The sequence below is a fragment of the Bradyrhizobium sp. 157 genome (assembly GCF_023073815.1).
Taxonomy (GTDB): domain Bacteria; phylum Pseudomonadota; class Alphaproteobacteria; order Rhizobiales; family Xanthobacteraceae; genus Bradyrhizobium.
In genome coordinates this window covers 108,355-127,690 of the sequence record NZ_JADPKF010000090.1, presented here as the reverse complement: position 1 = coordinate 127,690, position 19,336 = coordinate 108,355, and the positions used below count along the sequence as shown (strand labels likewise).

The window sequence follows — 19,336 nt, the reverse complement described above, 5'->3', positions numbered from 1 at the left end:
ATTTCGCTCTCTATTCGTCCAGTATCCAGGTGTCCTTGGTGCCACCGCCCTGGCTCGAATTCACCACGAGCGAGCCTTCCTTCAGCGCCACCCGCGTCAGCCCGCCTGGCACGATGGTGACGTGCTTGCTGCCGGTCAGTACGAACGGCCTGAGATCGACATGGCGCGGCGCGAGGCCGGAGGCTGTGCAGGTCGGGCAGGTCGACAGCGCCAGCGTCGGCTGGGCGATAAAACCCTCCGGCTCGCGCTTGAGCTTGTCCCGGAACGCCTCGATCGTCGCTTTGGTCGCGGCCGGGCCGATCAGCATGCCGTAGCCGCCGGAGCCGTGGACTTCCTTCACCACCAGCTCACTCAAATTGTCGAGCACATAGGACAGGTCCTTCGGCTCGCGGCAGCGCCAGGTCGGCACGTTCTTCAGGATCGGCTCTTCGCCGAGATAGAATTTCACGACCTCCGGCATGTAGGAATAGATCGCCTTGTCGTCGGCAATCCCGGTGCCGACCGCGTTCGCCAGCGTGATATTGCCGGCCGCATAGGCCGACATCAGCCCGGGCACGCCGAGCGCCGAATCCGGGCGGAAGGTGAGGGGATCGAGGAAATCGTCGTCGACGCGTCGGTAGATCACGTCAACGCGTTTCAGCCCCTCGGTGGTGCGCATGAACACCTCGTCGTTCTTGACGATGAGGTCGCGGCCCTCGACCAGCTCGATGCCGAGCTTGTCGGCAAGGAAAGAGTGTTCGTAATAGGCGGAATTGTAGACGCCCGGCGTCATCAGTGCGACCGTCGGCTCGGCCGAGGCAGAGAGCGGCGCCACCGAACGCAACGCCGAGAGCAACTCGTCCGGGTATCGCTCTACAGGTGCTACGCGATGGCGGGCAAACAGGTCCGGAAACAGCCGCATCATGATTTCGCGGTTTTCCAGCATGTAGGAGACGCCTGAGGGCGTGCGCGCGTTGTCCTCCAGCACGATGAAATTGTCGGCGTCGACGCGAACGATATCGATCCCGGCGATGTGGACATAGACGTCGTGCGGCACGCTCTGGCCGTTCATCTCGGGACGGAATACCGGGTTCTGGAAGATCAGGTCGTCGGGAATGATGTTGGCGCGCAGGATGTCGCGGCCGTGATAGATGTCGCGCAGGAACATGTTGAGCGCGCGGACCCGCTGCTTCAGGCCCTTTTCCAGCACGGACCATTCTTTCGCCGACATGATTCGCGGGATCACGTCGAAGGGGATCAGCCGCTCCTGGGCTTCGGCGTCGCCATAGACGGCGAAGGTGATGCCGATCCGGCGGAACAGCAGTTCCGCCTCCTGTCGGCGATACTCAAGGGCGTCCGGAGGCGTCTCCTTCAGCCAGCGGGAGAGCTCCCGATAGGCCGGGCGGAGATCGCCGCCGGGCCCGTTCATTTCATCGAAGGCAACTGCCATAAATCCTGACTATCTCTCGAAGCCATGCGGCACGGTGCATGAGTTCACAGGATGGTAGCAAGGCTCGGGCCAGCGCGATATGCATTGGCTTGCGGCATTTCGTGTGGGTAGCCGGCCGCGCTGCCCTAAAAAAAGGCTGCTGGGTGCTTATTTCGGCAGCAAACCCCCGTGACTTCAATGCGTTGCTTGCGCAAAGTACGGGGCAGGTGGGGAGAAGTCATGAGCGAGATCGTCACGGCGGGTATTCTGGTCATCGGCGACGAGATCCTGTCCGGCCGTACCAAGGACAAGAACATCGGCTTCATCGCCGAGTACCTGACCAATATCGGGATCGATCTCAAGGAGGTCCGCATCGTCGCCGACGACGAGACCGACATTGTCGACGCCCTTAATGCATTGCGAAATCGCTACACCTACGTCTTCACCACCGGCGGCATCGGCCCGACCCATGACGACATCACCGCCGACAGCGTCGCCAAGGCCTTCGGTGTCGGGATCGGTCATCATCCGGAGGTGGTCGCGCGCTTCCGCGAGCGCTGGAGCGAGCAGGATCTGAACGAGGCGCGGCTGCGCATGGCCCGCGTGCCTGACGGAGCCGAACTGATCCAGAGCGCCACCATCCTGGCGCCCGGCTTCAAGCTCGGCAATGTCATCGTCATGGCCGGCATCCCCTCGATCATGCAGGCGATGATGGACATCGTAGCGCCCAAACTGAAATCGGGCGTGCGGATGCTATCCGATTCCGTGAGGGCCAATGCCCGTGAAGGCGACATTGGTGGGCCGCTGCGGGAGATTGCCATTGCCCATCCGGACACCATCATCGGCAGTTATCCGTTCATGGATGAGGACAAGAAGCCGAACACCAATCTCGTCGTGCGCTCGCGCGATCCCGAAAAGCTCAACGCCGCGATGACCGCGGTGAAGGAGATGCTGACGAACCTGAACATCACCGCCCGGTAGCGGCGAAGCGGGTGCTCTAATTTCGAACTTCGCAATACGGAGAACAAAGTGACAGATCGTTCTGGAGCGCGCCCATGACGGCGCCACCGGAGAAGGCCTTTCCGGTCTCCTGGGACCAATTTCACCGCGATTGCCGGGCGCTGACCTGGCGGCTCAACGAGGTCGGGCCGTTTAAAGCCATCATCGCGATTACCCGGGGCGGGCTCGTGCCGGCGGCCATTGTCGCGCGTGAGCTTGGCATTCGCATCATTGATACCGTCTGCATTGCCAGCTACGACCACACCAGACAGGGCGACCTGCAGGCGCTCAAGGGTGTTTCGGCCGACGTGGCAAAGCTCGGTGGCGGCACAGGGAAGGGGCTGTTGATCGTCGACGACCTCGTCGACACCGGAAAGACCGGGCGGCTGGTGCGCTCGATGATGCCGGATGCGCATTTCGCAGCCGTCTATGCCAAGCCGCAGGGCAAGCCACTGGTCGATACGTTCATCACCGAAGTGTCGCAGGACACCTGGATTCATTTTCCGTGGGATACCGCGCTGTCGTTCCAGCCGCCGATCCGCGACGGGGCGTGACCCGCCGTCATTGCGAGGAGCGAAGCGACGAAGCAATCCATGCCTCCACTTGCGGCGCGATGGATTGCTTCGCTGAGCCTGTCATCGGGCGCATTCGCGCGACCAGTTGGCTCGCAATGACGAGGCGAAAGATCGAGCTAATCGCATGCCCCTGCAAAACCGCGTCACCCCGACTGGCGACATCATCGCCACCCCGCATCGCGGTATGTTCACCGGTAACCGCGGCATCATCCACGACCCCGCGACGAAGACGTTGCTGAAAAAGCGCTGGTCGAGCCCGGCCTGGATCACCTGCCTCTGCGAATTCAGAGGCTGGCGGCGGCCCGTGATGGGCCGGCGGAGCTGGACCGAGCTGTTCTTTCTCGACGAGGCGACCGCCTTCGCCGCCGGGCACCGCCCATGCTTCTTCTGCCGGCGTGGCGATGCCACCCGCTTTCGCGCTGCGTGGGAAGAGGGCAATGGCGTGAAGAACATTCGTGCGCGGGAGATCGATGCAGTGCTGCACGGTGAGCGGCTGGAGCGCGGCAAGAAGCGGCTGCATCCGCTGCCAGTGCCGGTGGCGCGGTTGCCTGACGGCGCGATGGTGCAGCAAGGCGAAGAGTCGTTTTTGATCGTGCAGGGCAGGGCGCTGCGATGGTCGATGGACGGGTATCGCAAGATGGAAGGCGCAGTCGTGGACGTAGTGCTGCTGACGCCGCCATCAACGCTGCGCGTGCTTGGCGCCGGATATCAGCCGGTACTTCATCCAACTGCCAGTTAGTTTAGTGAGGCGATGCCGCTTGCGCGGTCTGCCCTCTCTCCCGCTTGCGGGGGAGAGCGGGAGTGGGGCTCTCTCCGCGATTTGCGCTCGTGGAGAGAGCCCCCACCCTAACCCTCCCCCGCAAGCGGGAGAGGGGACATCATCCCAGCCGCTGCCGCGCCAGCTTTGCACCTGCGCCGAGCGCCGTGAGCTTGGCTTCCGCGATATCCCGCCGCATCGGTGCCATGCCGCAATTGGTGGTCGCGACGATATTGCTGAGCGGCACGAATTTCGACACCGCCTCGATCACCTTGACGACATCCTCGGCCGTCTCCACCGTATCGCTGGCGACGTCGATCACACCGGCTTGCACCACCTTGCCGGGGAGCAGCGCCAACAGATCCAGCGGCACTTTCGAATTGCGGCACTCGATCGCGACCTGCTGGATCGGGCTCTTGGCGATGGCCGGGAAAATATCCTCGTATTGGCGCCACTCGCTGCCCAGCGTCTCTTTCCAGTCGGTGTTGGCCTTGATGCCATAGCCGTAGCAGATGTGAACGGCGGTGGTGCAGGTCAGGCCTTCGGCGGCGCGCTCCAGTGCTCTTATGCCCCAGTCGGAGACCTCGTCCATGAAGACGTTGAAGGCGGGCTCGTCAAACTGGATCACGTCGACGCCATCCGCCTGCAACGCCTTGGCCTCGTTGTTGAGCAGTTCGGCAAAGGCGAAGGCCATCTTGACCTTGTCGCCGTAATACCGGTCGGCGACGGTGTCGGCGATAGTCATCGGACCGGGCAGGGTGAATTTCAGTTTGCGCGTGGTATGGGTGCGGGCGACGCGAGCTTCGTCCGCATGGACACGCCCCTTGAGCGTCAGCGGTGTTATCACCTGCGGCACCATCGCCTTGTAGCGGTCTTTGCGGATGCCCATTTCGACCTTGTGGGCGAAATCGATGCCCTCGACTTTCTCCAGGAAGCCGTGAACGAAATGCTGGCGGGCCTGCTCGCCCTCGGTAACGATATCGACGCCGGCGTCCTCCTGTAGCTTCACGGCAAGAATGGTAGCGTCGCGCTTGGCGCGGGCGAGTTCGTCGCCCTTTGATTTCCAGGGCGCCCACAGCGTGTTCGGCTCGGCCAGCCATTCCGGCTTCGGCAAGGAGCCTGCGATGGTGGTTGGAAACAGCATGGGTGCCTCCCGGTCGGTTCTGATTGAGCGTCTGTCTGCCATGTCTTATGGTCGAGGTACAGAACAACAAAAGTCGCCATGGCCTGAAAAATCTCGATCATACTGGAGGAACTGGGGCTTTCGTAGGCCGCGAGGCAGCCGCCGCGGAGCAAGCAGTATTAGTCCCTCATGGTGAGGAGGCGCTTGCGCCGTCTCCGGACCATGCTTTGCATCGCCGGGCGAACCATGAGGCCCCTCCTTCGCTTCGAGACGCGCCTTCCGCGCCCGTCAGGATGAGGCTCGAGAACTAACAAAAGGAAATTCCATGCTCGAATTCTTCTTCGATTGCTCCAGTCCCTGGACCTATCTCGCCTTTCACAACATCCAGCCGCTGGCAAAAGAACTCGGCGTCGAAATCAGCTGGCGGCCGATCCTGGTCGGCGGCATCTTCAACACCGTCAACCCTAGCGTCTATGCCGCGCGCGAGACGCCGGTGCCCTTGAAGGCGCGCTACATGAAGAAGGACCTCGCTGACTGGGCGCGCTCAGCGGGGCTTGCGATCAAGATGCCGCCGACGGTATTTCCGGTGAACAGCGTCAAGGCGATGCGCGGCTGCATCTGGGTTTCCCAGCAATATGGCGAACGCATGGTGCCGTTCGCGCGTGCCGTGTTCGAGGCCTATTGGGGCGACGACAAGGACATTTCAAAGGATTCGGTGCTGTCGGAGATTTGCCAGAAGGTCGGCGTCGCCCCCGAAAAGTTCTTCGAAGGCATCGGCCAGCAGGCGATCAAGGACCAGCTCAAGGCCAACACGGACGAGGTGATGGCGCGCGGCGGATTCGGTTCGCCGACGATCTTCGTCGGCAAGACCGACATGTATTTCGGCAACGACCGAATGCCGCTGATCCGCGAGGCGCTGGAGCGGCTGAAAGCGCGGGCCGCCTGATGCCGAAAGCCGTCGTCTGCCGCGAACTCGGCCCGCCCGAGAAGCTGCGCCTGGAAACATTTGGCTCAGTACCGCTGGCGCCGGGGCAGGTGCGCGTCGCCATTCGTGCTGCCGGGATCAATTTCCCTGATATTTTGATGGCGGCGGGCGAGTATCAGCTCAAGCCGCCACTGCCGTTCACGCCGGGCGTCGAAGCCGCGGGCGATATTGTCGAGATCAATCACGCCGAAGGCGTTGCGGTCGGCGACCGCGTGATCGTCAAGATGCGGCACGGCGCCTATGCCGACGAGGTCGTGGCTGTGCCCTCGCAACTCGTGCCCCTGCCGTCGACATTCGACTATGCCGAGGGCGCAACGTTTCTGGCCGGCCATGGCACCGCCTATCACGCGCTGATCGATCGCGGCCAGCTTCAACCGGGCGAGGTACTGCTGGTGCACGGCGCCGGCGGCGGCGTTGGCCTTGCCGCCGTCGAAATCGGCAAGATGCTTGGCGCCACCGTGATTGCGACCGCGTCGAGCGACGAGAAGCTTGCAATTGCGAAAGCGAGGGGCGCCGATCATCTGGTGCGCTACGATCAGGAGCCGTTTCGCGATGCCGTCAAACGCATCACCGACGGGCAGGGCGCGGACGTGGTGTTCGATCCCGTCGGCGGTGAAGTGTTCGAGAACTCGATGCGCTGCATCAACTGGGGCGCGCGGCTCTTGGTCATCGGCTTTACCGGCGGCATCGGGCTTGCCAAGACCAATCTGTTGATGATCAAGGGCGCCAGTGTGCTTGGCGTTCGTGCCGGCGAAGCGGTGCGGAGAAATCCCGCGCTCGGCGAGATCAGGATCAAGGCGCTGACGGAATGGGCGGAGGCCGGAAAAATCCGCCCCAACATCTCGCATCGGCTGCCGCTGGAGGATTATGCGAAAGCGATGCGGTTGTTGATCGACCGCAAAGCGATCGGCAGGGTGGCGTTGGTGATGGGGTAGTCTCCCGTCATGCCTCGCGAAGGCAGGGCATCCAGTACGCCGCGGCTCATCGGCTCAATTGCGCTCGTCTCGGATTACTGGGTCACCCGCCTTCGCGGGTGACGACAGCGTCAGGTAGGATAACCGCACTTATTTATACTCCCGTTCCGTCCACCACGGGAAATAGTCCGGCATATCGCTCGATACCTTGTTCTTGAACTCGGCCGGGCGCTTTTCCAGGAACGACACCACGCCCTCCTTGACGTCTTCCGAGCGGCCGCGGGCATAGATGCCGCGGCTGTCGACCTTGTGGGCTTCCATCGGATCGTCGGCACCCAGCATGCGCCACATCATCTGCCGGATCAGCGCCACCGAGACCGGCGCGGTCTTGGCGGTGAATTCCTTGGCGAGTGCGCGCGCGGTTGGCAACAGATCGTCCGGCGGCACCACCTTGCTGACGAGACGGCCGGCGAGCGCTTCCTGCGCCGGGAACACGCGGCCCGAGTAGCACCATTCCAGCGCCTGCGAGATGCCGACGATGCGCGGCAGGAACCAGCTCGAGGCCGCCTCCGGCACGATGCCGCGCTGGGAGAACACGAAGCCGAAGCGCGCGGCCTCACTCGCGATACGGATATCCATCGCGAGCTGCATGGTGACGCCGATGCCGACCGCTGGCCCGTTCACGGCCGCGATCACCGGTTTTAAGCACCTGAAGATGCGCAGCGTCACCTGGCCGCCACCATCGCGCACCTGAGGATCGCTGTAGTCGACCGAACCGTCGGCGAGCCGCTTCACCGGGCCGCGCCGCGCGTCGCGGTCAAACGTGTTGGCGCCAGAAGAAAGATCGGCGCCTGCGCAGAAGCCGCGGCCCGCGCCGGTCACGATGATGGCGCGGACATCGTCGTCCTTGTCGGCGGCGTCGAACGCGTCGATCAGTTCCTGCTGCATGGTGCCGTTGAAGGCGTTGAGCTTGTCGGGCCGGTTCAGCGTGATGGTGAGAATCTGATCGTCGACCTCGTATTTGATGGTCTCATACGCCATGGGGGTGCGGTTCCTTCCTGTGTGTTCTTTCGATTGCTCTCAACACATCGTCATGCCCGGCCTTGTGCCGGGCATCCACGACTTTACTGTCCATCGACAGCGTAAAGACGTGGATGGCCGGGACAAGCCCGGCCATGACGGAGGCTGTTAGCCGGTTACTTCGGCGGCGTCGGCCACGGCCGCTGCGCGCCGCGCAGGCCCTCGAATGCCTTGGCCATGCCGAGCACGCCGAGATCGTCGAAACGGCGGCCGATGATCTGCACGCCGATCGGAAAACCCTTGGCATCGTATCCGCCGTTGATCGAGAGCGCCGGGTTTTCCGCCATATTCCACGGCACGGTGTAGCAGATATGCTCGAATGGCCTGTCCGGGTCATTGATGGGGGCTGCGAACTCGGCCGGGAAGTTCACCACCGGCGAGACCGGGGAGATCACGTAGTCGAGTTCGTGGAATAGTTTTGCAGCCGCGGCACGGATCGCCATGGTGGCGTTAAAACCCCTGACGACGTCGACACCGGAAAGCTTTGCGCCGGCTTCTGCCCATCTGTGGATGTAAGGCAGCGTCTTGCCGCGCTCCTCGGGCGAAAGCTTCGAGAGATCGTCCCACAACCGAGCCCGCCAGAAGTTATCGAGCCCGTCGAGCATCTCGCGCGTCAGGATGCCGTTGACTTCGGTGACGATCGCGCCGGCAGATTCAAACGCCTTGGCGGCCATGACGGCTACATCACGCACTTCCTTCTCAAGCGGCTGGCCGGCGCCGGGATCGAGCATCAGGCCGATGCGCAGCTTGCGCGGCGACTTATCGAGTGTCTTCCAGTGGATGCTGCTGTCAGCCGGCAGACTCATGCCGTCGCGGCGATCCGGCTTCGACAACACGCACATCATCAGCGCGGCGTCATCGACGGTGCGGGTGATGGGACCTGCGACCCGGCCGAGATAGGGTGGATCGATCGGAACGCGCCCGAGGCTCGGCTTCAGCGCGACGAGACCGCACCAACAGGCCGGCAGCCGCACCGAACCGCCAATATCGGTGCCTAGATGCAGCGGGCCGTAGCCGGCCGCGCCCGCTGCGCCAGCGCCGGAAGATGAGCCGCCGGGGTTCTTGCTGAGATCCCAGGGGTTGCGGGTGAGGGGGTGGAAGCTGGAGAGGCCCGATGAAAGCATGCCGTAGTCTGGCATCGTGGTTTTGGAGAAGATGATCGCGCCGGCTTCGCGTAGCCGTGCGGCGGGCGGCGCGTCCTTCTCTGCCGGTACCAGCTTCACGCTGGCGGCGCCGAGCGGAATCGGCTGGCCTTTAGTGGCGATATTGTCCTTGATCGTAACCGGCACGCCGTCGAGCGTGCTCACAGGTTCGCCCTTCTGCCAGCGGTCGGTCGACGCCTTCGCGACCGCGCGCGCGCCGTCGGGATCGAACAGATAGAGCGCCTTGATGTGCGGCTCCCAGGCCGCGACATGCTCGATCACTTCCTCCAGCACTTCCGAGGGCGAGAACTGCTTGGCGCGATAGCCGGCGATCAGGTCGGTGGCGGAGAGGTCATGCAGCGAGGTGACCTCTTCCTCGGGGGCTGGTTTCTGCATGCTAACCTACCGGGAGCCGGGTTTCGATGATGCGGGCGAACATGCTGGCGCCGATCGGCAAGATCTTGTCGTCGAGCACATAGCCGGGATTGTGCACGGGCACCGAGCCGTCATGGCCGATCCAGAAATAGGCGCCGGGCACCACCTGCATCATGTCGGCGAAATCCTCGCTGCCCATCTTTGGCGTCGCGCGCGTGAAGACGTTGGCGGGATCGACGATCGTCTTCGCCACCGCTTCGACCACCCTGGACTGCTCTTCCTCGTTGACGAGGACGCTGAACGTGTCGCGGATGTCGACGGTTATTTCGCACTCGAAGGTCGCGGCAACACCGGTACAGATCTTGCGCATGCGGTCGCGGATCAGTGCGCGCACGCCGTCGTCGAAGGCGCGCACCGTGCCGCCGAGCCTGGCCTCGCCGGGGATCACGTTGTTGGCGGAGCCGGCATGGATCTGTGTGACCGACAGCACCGCAGACTTCAACGGATCGACGTTGCGGCTGACGATGGTCTGCAGGGCTTGCGCCAGCGTGGTCGCGATCACTACCGCATCCTTGGAGCGCTCCGGCATCGCGCCATGCGCGCCATAGCCCTGGACAGTAATGTCAAAGAAGTCGGCGCCAGCCATCGCCGGCCCCGGCAGGATCGCGATCTCGCCGTGATTGAGATCCGGCGCGTTGTGCAGGCCATAGACCTCGTCGCAGGGAAATTTTTCGAACAGCCCATCCTTGATCATGGCGCGCGCGCCGCCGAGGCCTTCCTCGGCGGGCTGGAAGATGAAGTGCACCGTGCCGTCAAAATTCTTCGTCTCGGCCAGATAGCGCGCGGTGCCGAGCAGCATCGTGGTGTGACCATCATGGCCGCAGCCGTGGAAACGGCCGGGAATGGTCGAGCGCCATTTCAGATTGGTGTTTTCTTCCATCGGCAGCGCGTCCATGTCGGCGCGCAGGCCGATGCGCTTGCCGCCGTCGCCCTTGCCCTTGAGCACGCCGATCACGCCGGTGCCGCCGAGGCCGCGATGCACCTCGATGCCCCAACCCTTCAGCTTCTCGGCGACGATACCCGAGGTGCGCACTTCCTCGAAGCCGATCTCGGGATGGGCATGCAGATCGCGGCGGATCGCGGTGAGTTCCTCGGCATAGCCGTCGATACGTTCAATGGTGGGCATGTCTTTTTATCCCGTGACTGAGGATTTTGAGCGTGAGGGAGCGAATGGGGTAAAGGCGGGGCCGTTCGGCTTGAGGCGGATGCCCGGGCGCAGCCGCGTCCAGGGTAGCGTTGCGGTATCGGCCGGCATCGCGCCGGGGGCGGCGCAGATCAAAAGCTTTTCGGCAATCGGCTCAAAGTCGGCACGGAAATGCACCGAGCTCTTGTTGACGAGGATTTTCTGTTCGGTCGGCTCGATGCCGACATAGCGATACATCGCTTGATCGGCGAGTTGCGCCTTGTAGGAGCCGACGACGACCCTGACATCACCGATGCGCAGGCAGGCCGAGGGGCCCATGTCCATGTCGCGGCCGCCGTAGTACGGGCCGGGCGCCACGAATTTGCCGTCCGACAATTTTTCGACGACAAACGTTTCCTTGTATGGGGCATCGCCCGGGATGCCCGATTTGCCGCCGAGCGCCAGCGTCACGGTGGCGCCGACGCCCGCCGCGTGCGCCGCCTTGGCCGACTCCGGATCGTAGATCACGCCCGTCGCGGCACGGGACGCCTTGTTGCGCACCAGGGCGCGCAGCATGCCGGTGGTGTCGGAATCGCCGCCGGCGCCAGGATTGTCCTGGGTGTCGGCGATGATGATCGGCTTCTTCGCCGTTTTCGCAAGCTCGATGGCGAGGCGCACGCCATCATCGGGCGAATAGATGGGGCCGTCGAAATCGTCTTCATGGCCCTCAACGAGCGCGACGATGTTGTCGGCGGCGGCATACGCGTCGGCCTGCGTCCTTCCATAGGCGAACACGCTCGGCCCGCAATGGGGAAAATCCGCAGCCGGGAAACCCGGCGCGAACGACAGCGTGGGTACCGCGTCGCTTTCGAGCGCCGCGACCTTTTCGTAAATGCTCCTGGTCGGCTGGTCGTTGGTGCATTGCCAGGAGATCGGGATCAGAAACGGCAATTGCCGGAACGCTTTTGCAAGGCGTTGGCCTGTCTTCAGCAGCAGCGCGAGGTGTTTGGCGCAGGCGCGGCCGGTGTCGGCCATGTCGATGTGGGGATAGGTGCGGTAGGCAATCAGCGCATCCGCATGCGCGATCATTTCGGGCGAGACGTTGGCATGGAGATCGAGGCTTACGACCAGCGGCAGATCGGGGCCGATCACCTTGCGCACGCGCGCGAGGATTTCACCTTCGCCATCGTCATGCTGCTCGGTCACCATGGCGCCGTGCAGATCGAGATAGACGGCATCGATCGGCCCGGCATTGGCGATGCCGTCGACCATTTCTTTCATGACGCGCTCGAAGGCATCCGTCGTGACATGCGCCGACGGGCTTGCGGCTGCGGAGATGGTCGGGACCAGCTCCCAACCATGGGCTTCGGCCGCCTCGACGAAGCCGGCAAGGCCGACATTGATCTTGCGCATGACCTTGAGGACCTCAGGCCCATGCGCCATAGCCGGCCAGCCGCCGCCATGAACGAAATCCTGATAGGTCGCCTTGGTCGGCGCGAAGGTGTTGGTCTCGTGCAGGAAGCCGCCGACGGCGATGCGGGTCATAGTGCCTCAGCCAGTGTTTTTGCTTGGGGGACGTTAAGCGGGACATCGTGGCAAGCGCAAGGAGTGAAGCAATTCCGTTTTGCATGCCGCCCCACCGTCATTGCGAGCGGAGCGAAGCAATCCATCTCGCGGCATAACGGATAGATGGATTGCTTCCGCCTTCGCTCTTCGAGCTACGGCGGACAAGTCGTCGCTTCGCTCCTCGCAATGACGGGGAAAGGCCGTCGCTATTCCGCCGCCACTTGCACCGGTCGGAAATTGGCAAAATCCCACCCGCGGCCGGGGGCGGCATCGAGCAGGGCGCGGGTATAGGCCTGCTGCGGATGGGTCAGCACCTGCGCGGCGGGGCCCTGTTCCACAATCCGGCCATGTTGCATCACGGCGACGTCGTCGCAGATTTGCGCCGCGACGCGAAGATCATGGGTGATGAACAACAGTGCAATGCCCAGCCGCTGCTGGATTTCGTCGAGCAGTTCGAGCACCTGTGCCTGTACGGAGACGTCGAGCGCCGACACGGCTTCGTCCGCAACCAGAACGGCGGGGTCGAGCGCGAGTGCGCGTGCGATCGCAATACGCTGGCGCTGGCCGCCCGAGAATTGATGCGGGTAGCGCGACACTGCATCGGTCGGCAGATCGACCAGTTCGAGCAGATCGCGCGCCTTCGCCAGCGCTTCGGCACGCGGCATGCCGTAATTGATCGGACCTTCGGCAATGGTTTCGCCGACGGTGACGCGCGGATTGAGCGAGCGGTAGGGGTCCTGGAAGATGATCTGGATCTTCTTGCGGTGCGGCTGCAACAGCCGCCGCGAGAGGTCGGAGATCTCGCGGCCCGCCAGCCGCACGCCGCCGGAAGTGGGATCGATCAGGCGAACGATGCAGCGCGCCACCGTCGATTTCCCGGAGCCGCTTTCGCCGACGATGCCGAGCGTGCGGCCCTTGCGCAAAGTGAGGGTGACGTCCTTGGCGGCGGCGACTTCGCGTGTCTTTCCGAGGAAGGAACGCTCGCGATAGACCTTGCCCAGCTCGTTGGCTTCCAGCACCACCGGTTCTTCGGTCTCCGCGCGGGACGCCCGCGGCACCAGGCTCGGCACAGAGGAGAGCAGGTTGCGGGTGTACTCCATGGTCGGCGTGCGCAAAATGCTGTCGAGCGTGCCGGTCTCGACCAGCTGGCCGTAGCGCATCACGGCGACACGGTCGGCGATCTCGGCGACCACGCCCATGTCGTGGGTGATGAACAGCACCGCGGTGCCATGATCGCGCTGCAGGTCGCGGATCAGCGTCAGTATCTGCTTCTGCGTGGTAACGTCGAGCGCGGTGGTCGGCTCGTCCGCAATCAACAGCTTTGGCTCCAACACCAGCGCCATTGCGATCATGATGCGCTGGCGCTGGCCGCCCGACAGCCGGTGCGGGTAGGAGGCAAAGATGCGCTCCACGTCAGGCAGCCGGACATGCTCCATCATCGCCAGTATCTTCTGGCGGCGGGCACGGGCGTCGAGATCGGTATGGGCGCGCAAGACCTCGTCGATCTGGCGGCCGACCGGCACCACCGGATTGAGCGCCGTCATCGGCTCCTGAAAGATCATCGCCATCCGGGTGGCGCGCAACTGCCGCAGGCGCTTGTCGGTGGCGGTGAGCAGTTCCTCGCCGACCAGCTTGACGCTGCCGCTTGAGGGCACCAGCGCGCCCTTTTGCAAGAGCCCCATCACGGTCAGCGCCGTCACCGATTTGCCGGAGCCGCTTTCGCCGACGACGCAGAGGGTTTCGCGCTCATGCACCTGCAGCGATACGCCGTCGATGATGCGCTGGGCAGAAGGGTTCTTGCCGAGGCCGACGACGAGGTTGTCGATGTCGAGGACGATGTTGGTCATGCTGCAGCTCTCTCAGACGTCATTGCGAGGAGCCAACGGGTCGCGCGAATGCGCGCCCGATGACAGGCTCCGCGACGAAGCAATCCATTCTTTCTTCGTGCGGCGAGATGGATTGCTTCGCTTCGCTCGCAATGACGGGGTGAGGTCTTCGTCACTTCCCGGCCTCCCGCTGCTTCATGCGCGGATCGAGCGCATCGCGAGCGGCGTCGCCGATCAGGTTGACGCTGAGGATCGCGATCGACAGCAACAGGCCCGGCCAGAAGATCAGCGACGGCTTGACCTGGAAGTAGGCGCGGCCCTCGGCCATGATGTTGCCCCAGGTCGGCGTTTCCGGGCTGATGCCGGCGCCGAGGAACGACAGGATCGCTTCGGTGAGGATGGCCGAAGCACAGACATAGGTGCCTTGCACGATCAGCGGCGCCACCGTGTTCGGCATCAGATGCCGCCACATGATCTTTGGCAGGCTGGTGCCGACCGAGATCGCGGCCTCAACATAAGGCTCTTCCCGCGCCGACAGCACGACCGAGCGCACCAGCCGCGCCACGCGCGGAATTTCGGGAATGGTGATGGCGACCAGCACGGTCATCAGGCTGGCGCCCGACAGCGACACCACCGCGATCGCGAGCAGGATCGACGGGATCGCCATCAAGCCGTCCATCACCCGCATCATCACGGCGTCGACCCACCTGAAGAAGCCGGAGACGAGGCCGATCACGAGCCCGATACCGATCGAGAAAACTGCAGCCCCCAGGCCGATCAACAGCGAAATTCGCCCACCATAGATGATACGCGACAGCACGTCGCGGCCGTAGGCGTCGGTGCCGAGCAGGAACTGCGCGCTTGATGGTTTCAGCCGCTGTGCCGGCGCCAGCAATTGCGGATCGTGCGGCGCGAGCAGGGGGGCCGCGATCGCCATCGCGATGACGAGTGCGAGGCAGACGGTCGCGGTGGCGATGATCGGCGTCGCAGTCAGGAATCCCAATCGTGGCCGGAACGGCGTGGTGACAGGGATTGACGGTTCGGGAAGGGTTTCGATCGCCATCAGTAGCGAATCCTCGGATCAAGCAGGGTGTAGGCGACGTCGATCAGGAGATTGACGGTGACATAGATCAGCGACGTCAACAGGATCATCGCCTGGATGACGGGATAATCGCGCGCCAGCACGGCATCGACGGTGAGGCGACCGATGCCGGGCAGGTTGAACACGCTCTCGGTGACGACGACGCCGGAAATCAGCAGCGCGAATCCCGTTCCGATCACGGTGATGACGGGCACGGCGGCGTTGCGCAGCGCGTGGCGCAGCAGCACGCCCGTTTCGGTGATGCCTTTTGCGCGCGCGGTGCGGACATAATCCTCGCCGAGCACATCCAGCATCGCCGCCCGGGTCATGCGCGCAATCAGCGCGACATAGATAAAGGAGAGCGTACAAGTCGGCAGGATGATGCGCTCGAAGAACGGACCAAAGCCGGCCGTGATGCTGCGGAAACCCTGCACCGGCACCCAGCGCAGTTCGATGGCAAAGATCTGGATCAGGACATAGCCGATCACGAACACCGGCACGGAGAAGCCGACCACCGACAGGCCCATGACGAAGCGGTCGATCCAGGTGCCGTGCTTCCACGCCGCAATCACGCCGAGCGGCACCGCAACGACAATAGCCAGAATGATGGTGGAAAGGGCAATCGAGATCGACGGCTCGACGCGCTGGCTGATCATCTTCAAGACCGGCACGTTCGAGATCAAGGACACGCCGAGGTCGCCTTGCAGCAGCTTGCCGATCCAGGTGAAGAATTGAGTGTAGAGCGGCTCGTTGAGGCCTAGCGAGGTGCGGATGCGCTCGAGCTGTTCGGGCGTTGCGTTGTCGCCGGCCAGAATCGCGGCGGGATCGCCGGGCGTTAGCCGCAGCAGCAAGAACACAAACAGCGCCACCACGCCCATCACGGGAATGGCGGCGAGAATGCGGCGAAGCAGATATCCGAGCATCTTGATCCGTCAGTTGTGGGTGAATTGGGCAGCGCCGCCCTTAGACCTGGTTTCCGCGCCACCAGCGTAGCATTTCAGCAAGTCCCGTGCCATTGCGCCTGCGTTTTTTGCGATGCAGCTAGGCGGTTCAGAAGGCCTACAGCCGTCATTGCGAGCGAAGCGAAGCAATCCATTCTTCCTGTATGCGGCACGATGGATTGCTTCGTCGCAAGTGCTCCTCGTAATGACGTTATAGAGCGCACCATCACTCCAGCGTCGCCAATAATCCCGCCATCAGGCGGCCCCGTTCGGCGAGGCTGTCGACCTCGATATGTTCGTTCAGCGTATGCGCATCGGCGCCGCGGACGCCGAGGCCATCGAGCGTCGGTATGCCCATGGCGCCGGTAAAATTGCCGTCGGATCCACCACCGGCGCTGCCATGGGGCAGTTCGAGGCCCATCTGCGCGGCAACTCCGCGCGCCTTTTCATACAACGCCATGGTGCCGGCATCTGGTTCCCACACCGGGCGGGTGACGCCGCGGGTTACCGTGAACGTCACGTCGTTGCTGGTGCCTGACAGCGCCAGCATGCGCTCGACACCGCGGTCGAGATCGGCCTGGCGCTTGGCCATGCTGAGTGCTTCGCCGGTGCAGGTGGTGGCAACGCAATTGACCCATTGGCCGCCATGCACGATGCCGACGGAAAACGTACAATCTTCGGTCGTCATGCCGTCGATCGCGATAATCTGGCGTGCCATTTCGCGGATCGCGGACCGGCCCGAGGACAGCGTGGCGCCGGCATGGCTCGGCTTGCCGACGGCCTCCAGATTAAAGCGGGCAATCGCGTAGCGTCCGGTGACCACGCCGTTATTGGGCCGACCCGGCTCCGGCACCAGCACGTATTTATTGCGCGCGGCTTCCGCCTCAATAAGGTCGCGGGTCGAGGGCGTGCCGACTTCCTCGTCGGGCGTGAACAGCACCGTGATCGGCAGCGGCGTCGTGAACGCGGCGCGGGCCAGTTGCCGGATCGCTTCCAGCGAGAGGAAATTGCCGCCCTTCATATCGAAGATGCCGGGGCCGAAGCATTTATTGCCTTCGCGCCGCCATTGCAGCTTTTCGATGGTGCCGACGGGATGGACGGTATCCATGTGGCCGGCGATCAGGATGCCGGGTTCGCCCTGCTTCGGATGCGGAAAGCGGGCGCGGACACAGCCGGCAAACCCTTGCCGGCCCGCGATGCGCTCGATGGTCGCACCCATGATGGCCATGTCGCGCGCGGCGAGGTCGAGCATGCGCTCCACTGCAGCCTTGTCCCAAGTCGGGCTTTCGCACTCCACCCAGCCGCGGAGCCCTTGCAGCATGGCCTCGGAATCGAAGGGAAGATTGGCTGGGTTCATGGACTTCTCTTGGTTTTCTTGCTCTTGGGTTTCGACCGGCCGGCACCGGCCTTGCCGCGTACGAGAATGATGTCGTGCGGATTTGTAAAGTGAAACATGAACGCGCGTCCCGCGCTATTCGCAGCGCGGTGGCCGCCTCAAAGCGGATTGACGCGCCGCGCGCTTGATGCAAGTCTTCAAATAGTCAGGATTTACAGCGTGTTAGTTCGCACAAATAACGAACCGCATGCATAATGAATCAGCGGACTTTGAACAGTTTCACGTCAGGAGAGATCGAATGTTCCACATCATGCGTTGGAAACGTCCCACGATAGCGACTGCTTTGTCGGTGCTTGCGCTGTCGGCGGCGCTGACGTCGCTAGGCCCGACTTCGCAGGCCACGGCCGCCAGCAAGAAGACCATCACCGCCGTGATGCATTCCGACCTGCGCGTCATCGATCCCGGCTTCACCACCGCCTACATCACCCGCGACCACGGATACATGGTCTACGACACGCTGCTGGCGACCGATTCCAACTTCAAGGTCCAGCCGCAGATGGCAGACTGGAAAGTCTCAGATGACAAGCTGACTTACACCTTCACCTTGCGCGACGGTTTGAAGTGGCATGACGGCACGCCGGTGACCGCGGAGGACTGTGTCGCCTCGCTGAAGCGCTGGGGCAGGAACGACAATATGGGCCAGAAGCTGATGGACTTTACCGCCAGCATCGAGCCGATCGACGCCAAGAGCTTTGCGCTGAAACTAAAGGAGCCCTACGGCCTGGTCTTGGAATCGATCGGCAAACCGTCGTCCTACACGCCGTTCATGATGCCGAAGCGGCTCGCAGAAACCCCCGCCGGCCAGCAGATCAAGGAGCAGGTCGGCTCCGGTCCCTTCAAGTTCGTGCAGGCTGAATTTCAGCCGGGCGTGAAGGCCGTCTACGAAAAGAACCCTGATTACGTGCCACGCAAGGAGCCGGCGAGCTGGACCTCCGGTGGCAAGGTGGTGAAGGTCGATCGCGTCGAGTGGATCACCATGCCGGATGCGCAGACCGCGGTGAACTCGCTGCAGTCGGGCGACATTGATTTCGTAGAGACTCCGTCCTTCGACCTGTTGCCGGTGATAGCCGCCAACAAAGACATCAAGGTCGAGATATTGAACAAGCTCGGCTTCCAGACGCTCGGCCGGATGAATTTCCTCCACCCGCCGTTCGACAACGTCAAGGTTCGCCGTGCTGCGTTGCTGGCGATGAACCAGAAGAACGTGCTGGATGCGCTGGTCGGCAATCCCGAATACTACAAGACCTGCGGCGCGTTCTTCGTCTGCGGCACGCCGTTGGCGACCGAGGAAGGTTCAGGAAATCTGACCAAGGGCGGCAGCATGGCGGAAGCCAAGAAGGCGCTGGCCGAATCCGGCTATGACGGCACCCCCGTCGTGATCATGGCGCCGGGCGACGTTGTCACGCTGAAGGCGCAGCCGATTGTCGCGGCGCAGTTGTTGCGCGACGCCGGCTTCAAGGTCGATCTGCAGGCCACCGACTGGCAGACCGTCGTGGCCCGCCGCGCCAGCCAGAAGCCTCCGAAGGAGGGAGGTTGGAACATGTTCTTCACCAACTGGGTCGGCGCCGACGTGATGAACCCGATCGCCAACGCCTCGATCGGCGGCCGCGGCACCAAGGGCGGCTGGTTCGGCTGGGCGGAAAGCGCCAAGATCGAGGAGCTGAAGGACAAGTTCGCGCGCTCTTCTTCGCCGGAGGAGCAAAAGAAGATCGCCGCCGAGATCCAGAAGGAAGCCTATGAGCAGGTGATCTATATCCCGCTCGGCCAATACCTCACGCCGAGCGCGTGGCGGAAGTCGCTGACCGGTGTGCTCGACGGCCCGGCGACGCCGGTCTTCTGGAACATTGACAAGAGCGAGTAGGGCAATTCGCTTTAAGTCGAACATCAGGCAAACGCGACGGAGGACTGTTCCTCCGTCGCGTTTTTGTTTTCATCGTCAGCAGTGACTGTCGCGCACCAGTTCCGGGCCGTCATTCCCAAGCGGC

General features: G+C 63.2%; 16 protein-coding genes. 6 read left to right on the top strand and 10 right to left on the bottom strand.

What is annotated here, in order from left to right; genetic code table 11:
• Nucleotides 1-10 precede the first annotated feature (10 nt).
• Entirely contained in the window at nt 11-1,429 is a 1,419-nt protein-coding gene (locus tag IVA95_RS26365) for a circularly permuted type 2 ATP-grasp protein (RefSeq protein ID WP_247513156.1), read from the bottom strand.
• Between the two features lie 219 nt (nt 1,430-1,648).
• Here IVA95_RS26365 and IVA95_RS26360 point away from each other — a divergent pair, with 219 nt between their 5' ends.
• The 3 genes from IVA95_RS26360 to IVA95_RS26350 all read left to right on the top strand — a co-directional run bounded on the left by IVA95_RS26360 (nt 1,649) and on the right by IVA95_RS26350 (nt 3,721).
• Entirely contained in the window at nt 1,649-2,389 is a 741-nt protein-coding gene (locus tag IVA95_RS26360; RefSeq protein WP_247513155.1) for a molybdopterin-binding protein, read from the top strand.
• Between the two features lie 74 nt (nt 2,390-2,463).
• Entirely contained in the window at nt 2,464-2,961 is a 498-nt protein-coding gene (gpt, locus tag IVA95_RS26355) for a xanthine phosphoribosyltransferase (protein ID WP_247513154.1), read from the top strand.
• 145 nt (nt 2,962-3,106) lie between these two features.
• Nucleotides 3,107-3,721, top strand: coding sequence for a hypothetical protein (locus IVA95_RS26350; protein WP_247513153.1), 615 nt, complete (start codon nt 3,107-3,109; stop codon nt 3,719-3,721).
• 139 nt (nt 3,722-3,860) lie between these two features.
• Here IVA95_RS26350 and IVA95_RS26345 read toward each other — a convergent pair whose 3' ends face one another.
• The gene (locus IVA95_RS26345; protein ID WP_247513152.1) at nt 3,861-4,883 is read right to left on the bottom strand and encodes a methionine synthase; all 1,023 of its coding nucleotides are present in this window, start codon (nt 4,881-4,883) and stop codon (nt 3,861-3,863) included.
• A gap of 304 nt (nt 4,884-5,187) precedes the next feature.
• Between IVA95_RS26345 and IVA95_RS26340 the strand changes: the two genes are divergently transcribed.
• Nucleotides 5,188-5,808 carry a 2-hydroxychromene-2-carboxylate isomerase gene (locus IVA95_RS26340; RefSeq protein ID WP_247513151.1) on the top strand — a complete coding sequence of 207 codons (621 nt, stop codon included), beginning with the start codon at nt 5,188-5,190 and terminating at the stop codon, nt 5,806-5,808.
• Nucleotides 5,808-6,782, top strand: a complete 975-nt coding sequence (locus IVA95_RS26335) for an NADPH:quinone oxidoreductase family protein (protein ID WP_247513150.1) — start codon at nt 5,808-5,810, stop codon at nt 6,780-6,782. The genes IVA95_RS26340 and IVA95_RS26335 overlap by 1 nt, the downstream gene beginning before the upstream one ends.
• A 129-nt stretch (nt 6,783-6,911) precedes the next feature.
• Here IVA95_RS26335 and IVA95_RS26330 read toward each other — a convergent pair whose 3' ends face one another.
• The 8 genes from IVA95_RS26330 to IVA95_RS26295 form a co-directional block, all read right to left on the bottom strand.
• Nucleotides 6,912-7,802 (bottom strand): crotonase/enoyl-CoA hydratase family protein, encoded by an 891-nt coding sequence (locus IVA95_RS26330; RefSeq protein WP_247513149.1) that lies wholly within the window; start codon nt 7,800-7,802, stop codon nt 6,912-6,914.
• Nucleotides 7,803-7,957: 155 nt separating this feature from the next.
• On the bottom strand, nt 7,958-9,379 hold the full coding sequence (locus IVA95_RS26325) for an amidase (protein WP_247513148.1): 1,422 nt from the start codon (nt 9,377-9,379) through the stop codon (nt 7,958-7,960).
• Between the two features lies 1 nt (nt 9,380).
• Entirely contained in the window at nt 9,381-10,544 is a 1,164-nt protein-coding gene (locus tag IVA95_RS26320; RefSeq protein ID WP_247513147.1) for a M20 aminoacylase family protein, read from the bottom strand.
• Nucleotides 10,545-10,550: 6 nt separating this feature from the next.
• Nucleotides 10,551-12,086 carry a M81 family metallopeptidase gene (locus IVA95_RS26315; protein WP_247513146.1) on the bottom strand — a complete coding sequence of 512 codons (1,536 nt, stop codon included), beginning with the start codon at nt 12,084-12,086 and terminating at the stop codon, nt 10,551-10,553.
• Nucleotides 12,087-12,313: 227 nt separating this feature from the next.
• The gene (locus IVA95_RS26310; protein WP_247513145.1) at nt 12,314-13,954 is read right to left on the bottom strand and encodes an ABC transporter ATP-binding protein; all 1,641 of its coding nucleotides are present in this window, start codon (nt 13,952-13,954) and stop codon (nt 12,314-12,316) included.
• A gap of 151 nt (nt 13,955-14,105) precedes the next feature.
• The gene (locus IVA95_RS26305; protein WP_247513144.1) at nt 14,106-14,996 is read right to left on the bottom strand and encodes an ABC transporter permease; all 891 of its coding nucleotides are present in this window, start codon (nt 14,994-14,996) and stop codon (nt 14,106-14,108) included.
• Nucleotides 14,996-15,937, bottom strand: coding sequence for an ABC transporter permease (locus tag IVA95_RS26300; protein ID WP_213245774.1), 942 nt, complete (start codon nt 15,935-15,937; stop codon nt 14,996-14,998). The genes IVA95_RS26305 and IVA95_RS26300 overlap by 1 nt, the downstream gene beginning before the upstream one ends.
• A 244-nt stretch (nt 15,938-16,181) precedes the next feature.
• Nucleotides 16,182-17,312 (bottom strand): M20/M25/M40 family metallo-hydrolase, encoded by a 1,131-nt coding sequence (locus IVA95_RS26295; RefSeq protein WP_247513143.1) that lies wholly within the window; start codon nt 17,310-17,312, stop codon nt 16,182-16,184.
• Between the two features lie 277 nt (nt 17,313-17,589).
• Here IVA95_RS26295 and IVA95_RS26290 point away from each other — a divergent pair, with 277 nt between their 5' ends.
• Nucleotides 17,590-19,212, top strand: coding sequence for an ABC transporter substrate-binding protein (locus tag IVA95_RS26290; protein ID WP_247513142.1), 1,623 nt, complete (start codon nt 17,590-17,592; stop codon nt 19,210-19,212).
• Nucleotides 19,213-19,336: the final 124 nt, after the last annotated feature.

Excerpts from the sequence above, each read along its gene's own strand:
- IVA95_RS26315 (WP_247513146.1), bottom strand. The coding sequence starts at position 12,086 with ATGACCCGCATCGCCGTCGGCGGCTTCCTGCACGAGACCAACACCTTC.
- IVA95_RS26310 (WP_247513145.1), bottom strand. The coding sequence starts at position 13,954 with ATGACCAACATCGTCCTCGACATCGACAACCTCGTCGTCGGCCTCGGC.
- IVA95_RS26290 (WP_247513142.1), top strand. The coding sequence starts at position 17,590 with ATGTTCCACATCATGCGTTGGAAACGTCCCACGATAGCGACTGCTTTG.
- IVA95_RS26345 (WP_247513152.1), bottom strand. The coding sequence starts at position 4,883 with ATGCTGTTTCCAACCACCATCGCAGGCTCCTTGCCGAAGCCGGAATGG.
- IVA95_RS26320 (WP_247513147.1), bottom strand. The coding sequence starts at position 10,544 with ATGCCCACCATTGAACGTATCGACGGCTATGCCGAGGAACTCACCGCG.
- IVA95_RS26305 (WP_247513144.1), bottom strand. The coding sequence starts at position 14,996 with ATGGCGATCGAAACCCTTCCCGAACCGTCAATCCCTGTCACCACGCCG.
- IVA95_RS26335 (WP_247513150.1), top strand. The coding sequence starts at position 5,808 with ATGCCGAAAGCCGTCGTCTGCCGCGAACTCGGCCCGCCCGAGAAGCTG.
- IVA95_RS26365 (WP_247513156.1), bottom strand. The coding sequence starts at position 1,429 with ATGGCAGTTGCCTTCGATGAAATGAACGGGCCCGGCGGCGATCTCCGC.
- IVA95_RS26360 (WP_247513155.1), top strand. The coding sequence starts at position 1,649 with ATGAGCGAGATCGTCACGGCGGGTATTCTGGTCATCGGCGACGAGATC.
- IVA95_RS26325 (WP_247513148.1), bottom strand. The coding sequence starts at position 9,379 with ATGCAGAAACCAGCCCCCGAGGAAGAGGTCACCTCGCTGCATGACCTC.
- gpt (WP_247513154.1), top strand. The coding sequence starts at position 2,464 with ATGACGGCGCCACCGGAGAAGGCCTTTCCGGTCTCCTGGGACCAATTT.
- IVA95_RS26295 (WP_247513143.1), bottom strand. The coding sequence starts at position 17,312 with ATGAACCCAGCCAATCTTCCCTTCGATTCCGAGGCCATGCTGCAAGGG.
- IVA95_RS26330 (WP_247513149.1), bottom strand. The coding sequence starts at position 7,802 with ATGGCGTATGAGACCATCAAATACGAGGTCGACGATCAGATTCTCACC.
- IVA95_RS26340 (WP_247513151.1), top strand. The coding sequence starts at position 5,188 with ATGCTCGAATTCTTCTTCGATTGCTCCAGTCCCTGGACCTATCTCGCC.
- IVA95_RS26300 (WP_213245774.1), bottom strand. The coding sequence starts at position 15,937 with ATGCTCGGATATCTGCTTCGCCGCATTCTCGCCGCCATTCCCGTGATG.
- IVA95_RS26350 (WP_247513153.1), top strand. The coding sequence starts at position 3,107 with ATGCCCCTGCAAAACCGCGTCACCCCGACTGGCGACATCATCGCCACC.